Genomic DNA, 12,908 nt, shown 5'->3' with positions numbered 1-12,908 from the left:
TGTCGCCGGTCACCCCCACCCGCCGCTTTGCGGCGACCTCCCCCCTCAAGGGGGAGGTGAATGCTCACAACCGCCCGATCGACAGCCCCCCGTCGAGGTCGAGCACCGAGCCCGTGGCGAAGGCGAAGCGGCCGGAGGCGAGCGCTGCGACGGCGGTGCCGATGTCGTCCGGCTCGCCCCAGCGCTTCATCGGCACCAGCCCGTCCGCGATCAGGGCGTCGTATTTCGCGGAGACGCCGGCGGTCATCTCGGAGCGGATGATGCCGGGGCGGATTTCGAAGACGGAGATGCCGGTATCGGCCAGCCGCAACGCCAGCCCCTGGCTGAACGCGGCAAGCCCCGCCTTGGTCATGCAGTAGTCCAGCCGCTCTGGCGAAGACAGCGAGGCCGAGACGGAGGTGATGTTGACGATCGACCGCGGACGGGTGGCCGGAGCCGCGAGCATGGCGCGCAGGACGGCCTGCGTGAAGAACACCGTACCGCGCAGGTTGGTGGCGACGATCGTGTCGAAGTTCTCGGGCTGCAGGTCGAGAAAGTCGCCGCGCACCACAGACGCAATGCCGGCGTTGTTGACGAGGCAATCGATGCGGCCGAAAGCCTCCACGATCGCCTCCACCGTGTCCCCGTGCCCCTCGACTGCGGCGAGATCGGCCTGGAAATAGGCCGCTTTCGCCCGGGCTTCGCCGAACCCGGCGAGCACCGCGTCGGTGGCCTCGTCGGGTGCGCCGATGCCGGTGATGGCGATGTCGAACCCGTCTGCGGCCAGCGCCCGGGCGATACCGAGCCCGATGCCGCGCCGGCCGCCGGTGACGATGGCAAGCGGGCGGGATTTCCGGTGGCGGAGCGAGCGAAAGGATGTCATTGCGCCACAAGCTCCCTTGATCGGATGTGGTCGGCCACCCGCAGCGCCTGGGCTGCGACCGTCAGCGCCGGGTTGACCGCCGCCGAGGTCGGCAGGAAGGACGCATCGACGACGAAGAGGTTCGGGTGGTCGAAGGCGCGGCAGTAGACGTCGAGCGGCGCGGTGGCCGGGTCATTGCCGATCCTGACCGTGCCGCACTGGTGCGAGGGCGTGCGCTTGTCGAAGGCGCGCGACAGCACGATCGGGAAGCCCGTCTTTTTCAGCACCGCCTTCAGCTTCGCCACCAGTTCCAGATGGGCGTCCCAGTTGGTGCGGGTCCATTTCAGCACGATCCGGTCCCCGTCCACCGTGATCCGGCTTTCGGGATGCGGCAGGTCCTCGCTCATGGCATAGAAATCGATCGCATGCCGGGAGACCCGGTCCAGCAGCCATTCCGGCACCGCAGGCATGTTCGCCTTGAGGATCCTGCCCGAGACCCGCCCAAGCAGTTGGACGTTCCCGAGCGGCGGTCCGCCGGCGCCGTCGGAGAGGTAGAAATCGTTGAAGCCGAAGGTCTTCTGATAGATCGAGGTATTGCGATAGGACGGCGAGAGCGCGATCACCGCGCTCGAGTTGTGGTTCATGAAATTGCGGCCGACCTGGTCGGACGAATTGGCGAGCCCGCGCGGATTGGCCTCGTCCGCCGAACGCAGCAGGAGTGCCGCGGATTGAACCGCACCTGCCGACAGGATGACGAGCCTCGGCGACAGCGTCTCCTCCACCCCGGCCCGGACATAGCGGACCGCCGTGATCGAGCGTCCGTCCGGCCCGGTCACGAGCCGGGTGACGCGGCTGCCGGTCTGCAGCCTGACATTGTCATGCTTCAGCGCCTCGGCAAGAGCGGTGCTCTCGGCATCCATCTTGCCGTCGTTCGCGTTCGGATGGGCGTCCCACGGCGTCTTCGCCTTCTTCAGCCAACGGTCGATGTCGATGCCGAGCGGCAGCGAATAGGGATGCAGGCCGGCCGCCATCAGCCGCTTGCGCACCAGGGCGATCGCCGCTTCGTCGGGAACGGGCGGAAAGGGATAGGGTAGAGTATGCTGTGGCTCGGTCGGATCCTCGCCGAGCGTGCCGCGCACCTGGTAGAGCCGTTCGGCGGCCGAATACCAGGGCTCCAGTTCCTCGTAAGGATAGGGCCACGCCGGCGAGACACCCTCGCGGTGGCGCATCTCCAGGAAATCCTCGCGTCGGTAGCGCACGAGAACCGCGCCGTAGAATTTCGAATTGCCGCCGACATTGTAGTAGTTGCCGGGATTGAAGCCTTCGCCGCCGGCCTCGTACCAAGTCTCCTTTGGGCGGAAATGGCCGCGCTGGAAGATCGCGCGCTGGTCGCGGTTCTCCGGCCGGTCCTCGATATGGCCACCGGCCTCGAGGATGAGGATGCTGGCGCCGCTCGGCGCAAGGCCGGCCGCAACCGTTGCCCCGCCGATGCCGGAGCCGATGATGACGATGTCGGGCTGGATGCTCATCGGATGTCTCAGGCGATGCGCCGCTGGCTGTCGGGGTCGAAGAACACCGCCTTGTCGAGGTTGAAGGCGAGCCGCGCCTTCTGCCCGGCGGCGATGCGCGCGTCGGCGCGCAGCCGGGCGACGATCTCCTTGCCGCCGAGATGCGTCACCGCGAAGGTGTCGGCGCCGGCAGGCTCGACCACCTCGATCAGGCAATCACCCTGCGCGATCGTGCGGGCGTTGTGGTCGGCGCCCTCCGGATCGGTCAGCGCCTCCGGCCGGATGCCGAAAATCACTTCCCTGCCGCGATAGGCCCCGAGCCCGGTCGGCGCGTTGTCGACGACGAGCCGGAGCGGCTCGGCCTCGGGCCGGGCGAGCGAGACGGCGAGCGCACCGCCGTCGCCCTCGACCTTGGCCTTCAGGAGGTTCATCGCCGGCGAGCCCATGAAGTCGGCGACGAAGATGTTGGCCGGATTGTTGTAGATCTCGGCCGGCGTGCCGAACTGCTGCAGCACGCCGTCCTTCAAGACGGCGATCTTGGTCGCCAGCGTCATCGCCTCGATCTGGTCGTGGGTGACGTAGACGATCGTCGTCTTCATCCGCTGGTGCAGCCGCTTGATCTCGGTGCGCATGTCGACGCGCAGCTTGGCGTCAAGGTTCGACAGCGGCTCGTCGAACAGGAAGAGCTTGGGATCGCGCACCAGCGCCCGCCCCATGGCGACGCGCTGGCGCTGGCCGCCGGAAAGCTGGCCGGGCTTGCGGTCGAGCAGGTGGCCGATCTGCAGCATCTCGGCGACCTGCTTGATCGCCTTGTCGCGCTGGTCCTTCGGCACGCCGCGGATCTCCATGCCGAAGGCGATGTTTCCGGCAACAGTCATGTTCGGATAGAGCGCGTAGGACTGGAACACCATCGCGATGTCGCGCTTGGAGGGGTGCAGGCCCGCGACCGAGCGGCCGTCGATGGCGATGTCGCCTGACGTGATCGGCTCGAGCCCGGCGATGGTGTTGAGCAGCGTGGACTTGCCGCAGCCGGACGGCCCGACGAGCACGAGAAAGCCCCCCTGCTCGATCTCCAGGTTGATGTCTTTCAGGATTTCCAGCGCGCCGTAGGACTTGTGAAGATGGCTGATCTTGAGAAACGACATGGCGGTCATCCTTTCACGGCGCCGGACATCAGGCCGCGCACGAAGTAGCGGCCGGAGACGATGTAGACGATGAGGGTGGGAAGGGCTGCGAGGATCGCGCCCGCGAAGTGGACATTGTATTCCTTCACGCCGGTCGACGAGGAGACGAGGTTGTTCAACGCCACGGTCATCGGCGTCGAATAGGGGCCGGAGAAGGACGCGCCGAACAGGAAGTCGTTCCAGATGTTGGTGAACTGCCAGATGACGGAGACGACGATGATCGGCCCGGACGACGGCAGGAGGATGCGACGGAAGATCTGGAAGAAGCTCGCCCCGTCGATCTGGGCGGCGCGCACCAGCTCGGTCGGGAAGTTTTCGTAGTAGTTGCGGAAATAGAGTGTGGTGAAGCCGATGCCGTAGATCACGTGCACCATGATCAGCCCCCAGATCGAGCCGGCGATGCCGAAGATGCCGAGCATGCGCGCCATCGGGATCAGCACGATCTGGAACGGGATGAAGCACGACAGAAGCAGCAGCCCGAAGAAGATGTTGGAGCCGCGGAAGGGCCATTTCGTCAGCACATAGCCATTCAGCGCGCCGATGATGGTGGAGATGGCGACCGCCGGCACGACCATCAGGATCGAGTTGATGAAGAACGGCCGAAGGCCGGTCGGCTGCACGCCGATCTGCGCCGTCGACCAGGCTGACAGCCAGGGTTCGATGGTCCACACCTGCGGCAGGTTCAGCATGCCGCCCTGCCGGATTTCCTCCAGCGGCTTGAACGAGTTGACCAGCATCACATAGAGCGGCAGCAGGTAATAGACCGCGAAGATGATCAGCGCCGTATAGATGAGGACGCGCGTGAGCCGGTCGTGGCTGATGACGTTGTCGGAGCTTGCAGCGCTCATCGGCCCTTGCCTCCACGGATTTCGGAATAGAGATAGGGGACGATGATCGAGAAGATCATGATCAGCATGATGATCGCAGACGACGCGCCGATGCCCATCTGGTTGCGGGTGAAGGTGTAGGAATACATGAAGGTCGCCGGCAGTTCGGTCGCCTGTCCGGGGCCGCCGCCGGTCAGCGCGATCACGAGGTCGTAGGCCTTGATCGCAAGATGGGCGAGGACGACGAAGGCGGAGAGGAAGATCGGGCGCATCAGCGGGATGATGATGCGGCGGTAGACCGTCATGGTGGAGGCGCCGTCGATCTGCGCCGCCTTGATGATCTCGTTGTCGACGCCGCGGAGACCGGCGAGGAACATCGCCATGACGAAGCCGGACGACTGCCAGACGGCGGCGATGACGACGCAGTAGATGGCGTAGTTGCGGTCCTTGATCCAGTTGAACGAGAAGCTCTCCCAGCCCCACAGGTGCATGGTGTTCTCGAGCCCGATGCCCGGATCGAGGAACCATTTCCAGGCAGTGCCGGTGACGATGAAGGACAGCGCCATCGGATAGAGATAGATCGGCCGGAGCAGGCCCTCGATGCGGATCCGCTGGTCGAGCAGGATCGCAAGCCCGAGGCCGAGCACGCTGCAGATGACGATGTAGAGCGAGGCGAAGATCGCGAGATTGCTGATCGCCCGCCACCAGTGCGGCAGCGCCCAGAGCCGGACATAGTTCTGCAGGCCGACGAAGTTGTAGGACGGCAGCATCTTGCTGTCGGTCAGCGACAGCAGCCCCGTATAGGCGATGAAGCCGTAGACGAAGACGAGCACGATGAGAAAGCTGGGGGCGAGCACGAGCTTGGGAAGAAGCTCCTGCAGGCGCGAGCGGCTGTCCATGGGCGTTACCACCGTTAGCGTGAAATACAGATGCGAGCAGACTGTCAGAAGCGGATGTTGCAGGGCACCTCTGCCCCTCATCCGCCTGCCGGCACCTTCTCCCCGCAGGCGGGGAGAAGGACACTGGTCGCGGCGTCTGCGTCCCCTCTCCCCGCTTGCGGGGAGAGGGTCAGGGTGAGGGGCAATCCGGCACCAGGCCGCCTACTTCGCACCCTCGACGGCGGCGACCAGTTCGGTGACGGCTTCCTCGGAGGAAAGCTCGCCGTTGAACTGGCGCGTGACGACGTCGTAGATCGCGTTCTTCACCGCGGCCGGATTGGCGTGGCCGTGGGCCATGGAGCCATAGAGCGTACCGCTGGTGTTGGCATCGGCCAGGTCCTTGATGGCCTTCTTGCCGCAATCGTCGAAGTCGGTGTCCGGAACGTCGGTACGCGCAGGAGCCGAGCCCTTGACCACGTTGAAGGCCGACTGGAACGTCGGGCTTTCGATCGCCGAGGCCATGGCGAGCTGTGCCGGAACCTTGTCGTCGGCGACCTTGAACATGGCGAACTGGTCGGAGTTGAAGGTGACCGAGCCCTGCGTGCCGGGGAAGCGCATGCAGACGAAATCCGTGCCCGGCTTCTTGCCGGCCTTCAGGAACTCGCCCTTGGCCCAATCGCCCATGAACTGCAAGCCGGCCTTGTCCTCGATGACCATCGCCGAAGCGAGGTTCCAGTCGCGGCCGGAGAAGTTGTCGTCCACGTAGGAGCGCAGCTTCGTCATGCGGTCGAAGGCTTCCTTCATCTGCGGTCCGCCGAGCGTTTCGGCGTCGAGGTCGATGAAGGCCTTCTTGTAGAAGTCGTTGCCGAGCGAGAGCACGACGGCGTCGAAGATGGTCGCGTCCTGCCACGGCTGACCGCCATGGGCGACGGGCGTGATGCCCTGCTCCTTGAAGTTGTCGAGCAGTGCTACGAGTTCGTCCCAGTTGGCCGGCTCCTTGCCGCCCGCCTTGTCGAGGGCCGCCTTGTTGATCCACATCCAGTTGGTGGAGTGGACGTTGACAGGCGCGGCGATCCAGTGGCCGTCATACTTGGAGAACTGCTGCAGCGCGGTCGGGATCACCTTGTCCCAGCCTTCCTTGGCCGCAACGTCGTCGAGGTTGCCGAGCGCGCCTTCCTTGGCCCAGTCCAGAATGTCGAAGCCGAGCATCTGCACGGCCGTCGGCGCGTTGCCGGCGGTGACGCGGGCGCGCAGCACGGTCATGGCCTCGGTGCCGCCCCCGCCCGCGACCGGCATGTCGGTCCAGGTGATGCCCTTGGATTCGAGGTCCTTCTTGAGGACGTCGAGCGCCGCAGCCTCGCCGCCGGACGTCCACCAGTGAAGCACCTCCACGTTTTCTGCGGCCTGCGCCGCGCCTGCCATCAGTGCCAGTGACATTGCAGTCGTCGTCAGAAACTTGCGCATCGTTTTCCTCCCAGCTAGCAAGTTGTATGGCGGAAGCCCTTCCGCCTCAGGGTGTACCCCAATCCGTGTCTGCCGTTTGTCTGTTGCGCGGCCTCCTCGCCGCGCTCCCAATTAAGATGTGACTGTCGCGCGCGCGTCAAGCGCCACTTCCGCATTCCTTAAATCGATTAACACTCGCCTTTTGCTCCTTGCGGCATCCACCGGTTGGTGCGCGCGCCGATGTGCATGTTGAGCGTCTTCGTCTCGGTATAGTCCTCCACCGCATGGCGGCCGAGCTCGCGTCCGAGGCCCGACTGGCGATAGCCGCCGAAGGGCAGTTCGGAGGCGCCGTCCATGAAGGTGTTCATCCAGACCGTGCCGGCGCGGACGCGGCGGCCGATCGTCAGGCAGGTGTCGAAGTCGCGGCTCCAGACGCCGGCGGAAAGGCCATAGTCGATGGCGTTGGCGATCCGGATCGCCTCCTCGGTCGTCTCGAAGGTGAGGACGGAGAGCACGGGGCCGAACACTTCCTCGCGCGCCACCGCCATGTCCGGCTTGACGCCGGAGAGGATGGTCGGCGCCATGAACTGGCCGAGGCCGAGATCGAGGCTCTCGCCGCCGAGCGCCACGCCGGCACCCGCCTGCCGCGCGCCCGAAACATAGCCCGCGATCTTCTCCAGGTGCTGCGGCGTGATGATCGCGCCAACCTGCGTGGTCGGATCGAGCGGATCGCCGACGCGCACCTTCTTCGACAGTTCGGCGATGCGGGCCGTCACCGCGTCGGCAATGTCGCGATGCAGGATGAGGCGGGAGCCGGCATTGCAGCATTCGCCGGCGTTGAAGTAGGCGCCGAACACCGCCGCATCGATGAAGTCGTCGAGATTGGCGTCCGGAAAGACGATCTGCGGGTTCTTGCCGCCAAGCTCGAGCGAGACCTTCTTCAGCGTCTGCGCAGCATTCGCCATGGTCAGCCTCCCGACGCCGGTGGAACCGGTGAACGAGACCATGTCGACGTCGGGATGCATCGTCATCGGCGCGCCGACCTCCGGTCCCGTGCCGGTCACGATGTTGACCACGCCCACCGGCACCCCGGCCTCGGCGAGGATCTCGCCGAGCACCAGTGTCGAACCGGACGTCAGTTCCGACGGCTTGACCACCGTCGTGCAACCGGCGGCCAGCGCGAAGGGAAGCTTCTGGCTGACGATCAGGAAGGGGAAGTTCCACGGCGTGATGATCGAGACGACGCCGATCGCCTCGCGCAGCACGACGCCGAGCGTGCCGTCGCCGAGCGTGTTGTAGCTCTCGCCGTGCAGGTCGCGGGCGAGCGCTGCCGCATAGCGCCAGATATCGACGGCGCCGCCGAGTTCGCCCCTCGCCTGGCTGATCGGCTTGCCGCTCTCGATCGCATCGAGGAAGGCCAGTTCCTCGGCGCGGGCGGCGATCAGGTCCGCCGCCTTCAGCAGGATGTTGGAGCGCTCTGCCCCGGTCATGCGCGGCCAGAAGCCGTCGTCGAAGCTACGGCGGGCGGCGGCGATGGCACGTTCGGCATCCACTTTCGTGCCGGCCTGATAGCGGCTGACCGTGACGCCGTGGCCGGGCGCGACGCGCTCCAGCATCTTGCCGCCCTCGGTCTCCACCCACGCCCCGGAAATCAGCATGCGGAAGTCGCGCACCTTGTGGTTTTCCAGCGCCTTCGGCTTCACGATTGCAGTCATCACCATTCTCCCTTGAATTCCGCCGGGCGCTTGCCGGTGAAGGCGGCGACGCCTTCCTTCAGGTCGCCGGTCTTGGCGACGAGGATCGAGCCGAGGGCCTCCACCGCGCTGCCATTGTCCTCGCCGTTGGCCACGGCGATCATCAGTTTCGAGATTTCCGTCGCCGCCGGGCCGCGCGCGGCGATGCGGGCCGCATAGTCCTTCGCCGCCGCGACCGATTGCCCGGTCTCCACCACCTTGTCGATGATTCCGAGATCCGCGGCCTCCGCGGCCGTCAGCACCTCGCCGCCGAGTAGCATCCGGCGCACGGCCTGCGCGCCGAAACGCCGGACCAGCCGCTGCGTCCCCGACCAGCCGGGCACCATGCCAAGGCCCGCCTCCGGCAGGCCGATCTTCACCTGGGCCTCGGCGATGCGGACATCGGCCGCCGCCGCAAGCTCCAGCCCGCCGCCCAGGGCATGGCCGTTGACGGCCGCGATCAGCGGCATCCGCAGCGTCGCCAGCCGTTCGAACACGCGATGGCCGAAGCGCACCCAGGCATGGCCGAACTCGTTCGGCTCCATGCCGCCCCAGGCCCTGATATCGCCACCGGCCGAAAAGGCCTTGCCTTCGCCGGTCAGGATCGCGACCCGAACGGCGGCGTTCGCCTCGACGGTATCACAGGCGTCGGACAGTTCCTTCAGCATGCCGATATCGAAGGCGTTCAGCTTCTCCGGCCGGACCACGGTGATGGTGGCGACGGCGCCCTCGACGGCGACCCTGATGCGCGGCTCAGACATGGCCAGCTCCCGGCATACGCTGCACCTTGCGCGGCAAGGTCAGGCCGAGCGGCGCATCGGCAAAGAGCGCGCCATCCATGACCTTCAGATTTTCGGAGACGATCAGCGGAAACTCCGACTGGTCGAGGACATGCGCCTGCAGGTCGACGCCGGGCGCGATCTCGGTGAGCACGATGCCGTCAGGCGTCAGCCTCATCACGCAGCGCTCGGTGACATAGGTGATGTCCTGCCCCTGCTCGATGGCGCGGCGGCCGGAGAAGGTCACGTGCTCGACTTCGTTGACCAGCTTCTTCAGCTTGCCCTCCTTCTCGATCACGAGCTTTCCGCCCTCGATGCCGAGCTTCGCGCCGGCGTTGAACATGCCGGAAAAGACGATCTTCCTCGCCCGCGCGGTGATGTCGACGAAGCCGCCTGCGCCTGCCGTGACGTGCGGGCGGAAGGAGAGCTTGGAGACGTTGACCGAGCCGTCGCGGCCGATCTCGAGGAAGGACAGCAGCGAGGCGTCGAAGCCGCCGCCCTGGAAGTAGGTGAACTGGTAGGGCGAGGGCATGTAGGCATCGGCGTTCGACGCGCAGCCGAAGGCGAAATCGAGCAGCGGCACGCCGCCGACCGCCCCCTGTTCGATCACCCAGGTGACGTCGCCGTGCAGCCCCTCCTCCAGGAGGATGCGCGGCACGTTGGCGGAGATGCCGAAACCGAGGTTGACGCAGCTTCCGGCTTCCAGTTCCTGCGCGACGCGGCGGGCGATCACCTTCTGGATGTTGAATTCCGGCACGCGGAAGCTGCCGAGCGGCCGCATGATCTCGCCGGAGATGGCGGGATCGTAGAGCGTCTGCGTCGTCTGCTTCTGGTCCGGATCGACGACGACATAGTCGACCAGCATGCCGGGCACGCGCACGTCATGCGGCTTCAGCGCGCCCTCCTTGGTGAGGCGCTTGACCTGCGCGATGACGATCCCGCCATTGTTGCGGGCGGCGAGCGCCTGGTCGAGACCGCCCAGATAGGCGCCCTCGTGTTCATAGGTGAGGTTGCCGCGCTCGTCGGCTGTGGTGGCGCGGATGATCGCGACCTGCGGCACGATCGCCGGGAAATAGAGCCACTCCTCGCCCTCGAAGGTGACCTTCTTCACGACGGGCTCGCCGGCGGCCTTCTCGTTCATCGCGCAGCCCTGACGAGCCGGATCGACGAAGGTATCGAGGCCGACCTTGGTGAGCACGCCCGGCCGCTTGGCCGCCGCCTCGCGGTGCATGTCGAACAGGATGCCGGAGGGGATGTTGTAGGCGGGGATCTCGTTGCCGGTGACCATCTGCCAGATCAGCGGCGGTTCCGCCGAAGACGGGCCGGACGGATAGGAACCGCCGATGATCCGCGCCAGCAGTCCCTTGCGGGCGATATGGTCCACGCCCCGGATGCCGCTCATGTCGCCGGCGGCGATCGGGTGCAGGGTGGTGATGTTCTTCGGATGGCCGGTCGCCTCGAAGCGATCGCCGATCGCCTTCAGCATCAGGTCCGGGCAGCCGAGGCCGGACGAGGAGGAGACCGAGACGACCGCGCCGTCGGGGATGAGGCCTGCCGCTTCCGCTGGCGAGATGTGCTTGCTCATGTTGCTGCTCATAGTCCCGGTTCGATCTTGACGGCCATGCCGCTCTGCGCGGCCTTGACGACCGCGAGCCCCGCGGTCAGCGACCAGACGCCGTCCTCGCCGGTGGCGGACGGCTGGCCCTTACCGGCGATCGCCGTATGGAAGGCGGCAAGACCGGTCTCGTAGAGATTGCGATGGTCGAGCGGCAGGTCGCGTTCGCCCTCCGCATCGCGCAGCGTCACCGTGCCCACGGCCCGCTGGGTCATGACGTTGCGCCCGATCAGTGATCCCTCGCTGCCATGCACCTCCAGCCCCGTCTCGGCGAATTTCGTGGTGAAGCCGTCATGGAACTGGGCGATGACGCCGGAACGAAACCGCAGCACGCCCATCACTGCATCCTCGAGCCCCGCCTTCGCCATGCCGCTCTGCTGGCTGAAGGCGACGGCCTCGATCGGATCGTCGCCGAGCACGAAGCGCAAGGTGTCGGTATCATGCACCGTGATGTCGAGGATGACGCCGCCGCCGGCCTCCGGCCGGTCGAGGCGCCAGCCCTGCAGGTGCGGCGGCAGGTAGACGGCGTGAAAGACCCGGGCAGCGAGCGGCCGGCCGATGCGACCCGCCGCGATCGCGTCACGCATGGCGCGATGGGTGGCGGCGTTGCGCAGGTGATGGTTCGTCGCAAGGACCACGCCCGCATCCCTTGCCGCCTTCACCATGGCGCGCGCGTCCTCCAGCGAGGTGGCCAGCGGCTTCTCGCAGAGAACATGCTTGCCGGCGCGGGCCGCGGCGATCGCGTGGTCGCGGTGCAACTCGTTGGTGGTGGAAATGTAGACGGCATCGACCTCGTCGTCGCCGAGCAGGTCCTCCAGCCGCGTGACCGACTTCGCAATGCCCTGCTCGGATGCATAGGCGCGGCCGCGCTCGGCGCTGGTGCTCATGACGGAAACGACCTCGCCGCCGGTGGCGCGGATCGCTCCGATCACCCATTCACGCGCGATCGTGCTGGCGCCGATCAGTCCCCACCGTGTCTGAGCTTCTGTCGCCCGGGGCTGTGTCATGCGAGGTTCCTCCGTCCCAAGTCGTCGTCTTCGCGCCGCAGCTCTGGCGCACCACCAGCCGAACCGAGGCGACCGTCGCCTCCGCCTCCACCCGGCCGGAATTGATCTGTTTCAGCAGCATCTGCGCCGCACGCCGCCCCATGCCCTGCGGATCGACGGATACCGTCGTCAGCGCCGGCACCGCCGTCTGCGCCTCGATCACGTCGTCGAAGCCGACGACGCCGAAATCGCGGCCGGGCTCGAGCCCGCGGGCGCGCAGCCCGTCGCAGACGCCGAAGGCGACCGCATCGTTGAAGCAGAGCGCCGCAGTCGGCCGCCCGGAAATCAGCATGGCGCGCTCGATCGCGGTCACGCCGCCGGCGCGCGACGGCGCGGAATTGACGACGAGCGACCCGTCCGCTTCGAGCCCGGCTGCCGACAGCGCCTCACGATAGCCCTGCATGCGTTCGCCGGAGACGGCGGTATCGGCAAAGCCGCCGAGAAAGGCGATGCGGCGGTGACCGAGCGAGATCAGATGCTCCGTCGCCTCGCGCGCGCCGGCGCGGTTGTCGGACAGCAGCGAGGACACCTTGGCGCCGGCGACGTTGCGCACGACGACGACGACGGGCACCCCGCTCGCCGTCAGCGGCTTGAAGTCCGCAGCCTCGGTCCCGCGCGCCGGCGAGATGATCAGGCCGGAAATGCCGTGCTCGCGCATCGAGGCAATCACCTCTCGCTGGCGGTCGAGGCTCTCGCCGGTATTGGCGAGGAACTGCACGAAGCCGGCCGACTGCATGACCATGTCCATGCCGACCGCAAGTTCGGCGAAGAACGAATTGGTGAGGTCGTTGACGACGATGCCGACGATCTTCGAGGACGCCGTCTGGCGCAGGTTCGCCGCGCCGCGATTATAGACATAGCCGAGTTCGCGGATCGCGGCATTGACCCTGGCGCGGGTCTGCTCGTTGACCAGCGGGCTCGCCTGCAGCACGAGCGACACGGTCGATTTCGACACGCCGGCGGCGCGCGCAATATCGACGACTGTCACCCTGCTCCTGTTCACGCCATCCTCCCGTGCGGCCCTCTTCCGTCCGCTTCGAGACAAGGATTTATT

The 12,908-nt window shown here is 66.6% G+C and carries 11 protein-coding genes; all 11 read right to left on the bottom strand.

Going from position 1 to position 12,908, the window contains the following annotated elements:
* Positions 1–64: 64 nt before the first annotated feature.
* The gene (locus LQK81_RS13050) at positions 65–862 is read right to left on the bottom strand and encodes a 3-ketoacyl-ACP reductase (protein WP_230806777.1); all 798 of its coding nucleotides are present in this window, start codon (positions 860–862) and stop codon (positions 65–67) included.
* On the bottom strand, positions 859–2,370 hold the full coding sequence (locus LQK81_RS13045; protein WP_230806775.1) for a GMC oxidoreductase: 1,512 nt from the start codon (positions 2,368–2,370) through the stop codon (positions 859–861). The genes LQK81_RS13050 and LQK81_RS13045 overlap by 4 nt, the downstream gene beginning before the upstream one ends.
* Before the next feature lie 8 nt (positions 2,371–2,378).
* Positions 2,379–3,494 carry an ABC transporter ATP-binding protein gene (locus LQK81_RS13040; RefSeq protein ID WP_230806774.1) on the bottom strand — a complete coding sequence of 372 codons (1,116 nt, stop codon included), beginning with the start codon at positions 3,492–3,494 and terminating at the stop codon, positions 2,379–2,381.
* A 5-nt stretch (positions 3,495–3,499) separates the two neighbouring features.
* A complete protein-coding gene (locus tag LQK81_RS13035) occupies positions 3,500–4,381 on the bottom strand; it encodes a carbohydrate ABC transporter permease (RefSeq protein ID WP_230806773.1) in 882 nt (293 codons plus the stop codon).
* Positions 4,378–5,259 carry a carbohydrate ABC transporter permease gene (locus LQK81_RS13030; RefSeq protein WP_230806771.1) on the bottom strand — a complete coding sequence of 294 codons (882 nt, stop codon included), beginning with the start codon at positions 5,257–5,259 and terminating at the stop codon, positions 4,378–4,380. The genes LQK81_RS13035 and LQK81_RS13030 overlap by 4 nt, the downstream gene beginning before the upstream one ends.
* Before the next feature lie 201 nt (positions 5,260–5,460).
* Positions 5,461–6,702, bottom strand: coding sequence for an ABC transporter substrate-binding protein (locus LQK81_RS13025; protein WP_442967125.1), 1,242 nt, complete (start codon positions 6,700–6,702; stop codon positions 5,461–5,463).
* A gap of 167 nt (positions 6,703–6,869) precedes the next feature.
* Positions 6,870–8,396, bottom strand: coding sequence for an aldehyde dehydrogenase family protein (locus LQK81_RS13020; protein ID WP_230806769.1), 1,527 nt, complete (start codon positions 8,394–8,396; stop codon positions 6,870–6,872).
* Positions 8,396–9,175 (bottom strand): enoyl-CoA hydratase/isomerase family protein, encoded by a 780-nt coding sequence (locus tag LQK81_RS13015; RefSeq protein WP_230806767.1) that lies wholly within the window; start codon positions 9,173–9,175, stop codon positions 8,396–8,398. The genes LQK81_RS13020 and LQK81_RS13015 overlap by 1 nt, the downstream gene beginning before the upstream one ends.
* Complete coding sequence (locus LQK81_RS13010) at positions 9,168–10,778, bottom strand: acyl CoA:acetate/3-ketoacid CoA transferase (protein ID WP_230806766.1); 1,611 nt, start codon at positions 10,776–10,778, stop codon at positions 9,168–9,170. The genes LQK81_RS13015 and LQK81_RS13010 overlap by 8 nt, the downstream gene beginning before the upstream one ends.
* Before the next feature lie 8 nt (positions 10,779–10,786).
* A complete protein-coding gene (locus LQK81_RS13005; protein WP_230806764.1) occupies positions 10,787–11,815 on the bottom strand; it encodes a Gfo/Idh/MocA family protein in 1,029 nt (342 codons plus the stop codon).
* Positions 11,745–12,857, bottom strand: a complete 1,113-nt coding sequence (locus LQK81_RS13000; RefSeq protein WP_230806763.1) for a LacI family DNA-binding transcriptional regulator — start codon at positions 12,855–12,857, stop codon at positions 11,745–11,747. Before LQK81_RS13000 ends, LQK81_RS13005 begins: the two co-directional genes overlap by 71 nt.
* Between the last annotated feature and the right edge of the window lie 51 nt (positions 12,858–12,908).

Origin of the sequence: Rhizobium sp. GN54 (genome assembly GCF_021026345.1) — a bacterium.
GTDB lineage: Bacteria > Pseudomonadota > Alphaproteobacteria > Rhizobiales > Rhizobiaceae > Mycoplana.
Note: the sequence above shows the minus strand (reverse complement) of the source record. Positions and strands in the feature narration are given on the sequence as shown.

Bases quoted from the DNA above. Each gene is read 5' to 3' on its own strand.
- LQK81_RS13045 (WP_230806775.1), bottom strand. From the start codon at position 2,370: ATGAGCATCCAGCCCGACATCGTCATCATCGGCTCCGGCATCGGCGGG.
- LQK81_RS13025 (WP_442967125.1), bottom strand. From the start codon at position 6,702: ATGCGCAAGTTTCTGACGACGACTGCAATGTCACTGGCACTGATGGCA.
- LQK81_RS13040 (WP_230806774.1), bottom strand. From the start codon at position 3,494: ATGTCGTTTCTCAAGATCAGCCATCTTCACAAGTCCTACGGCGCGCTG.
- LQK81_RS13050 (WP_230806777.1), bottom strand. From the start codon at position 862: ATGACATCCTTTCGCTCGCTCCGCCACCGGAAATCCCGCCCGCTTGCC.
- LQK81_RS13010 (WP_230806766.1), bottom strand. From the start codon at position 10,778: ATGAGCAAGCACATCTCGCCAGCGGAAGCGGCAGGCCTCATCCCCGAC.
- LQK81_RS13035 (WP_230806773.1), bottom strand. From the start codon at position 4,381: ATGAGCGCTGCAAGCTCCGACAACGTCATCAGCCACGACCGGCTCACG.
- LQK81_RS13005 (WP_230806764.1), bottom strand. From the start codon at position 11,815: ATGACACAGCCCCGGGCGACAGAAGCTCAGACACGGTGGGGACTGATC.
- LQK81_RS13030 (WP_230806771.1), bottom strand. From the start codon at position 5,259: ATGGACAGCCGCTCGCGCCTGCAGGAGCTTCTTCCCAAGCTCGTGCTC.
- LQK81_RS13020 (WP_230806769.1), bottom strand. From the start codon at position 8,396: ATGACTGCAATCGTGAAGCCGAAGGCGCTGGAAAACCACAAGGTGCGC.
- LQK81_RS13015 (WP_230806767.1), bottom strand. From the start codon at position 9,175: ATGTCTGAGCCGCGCATCAGGGTCGCCGTCGAGGGCGCCGTCGCCACC.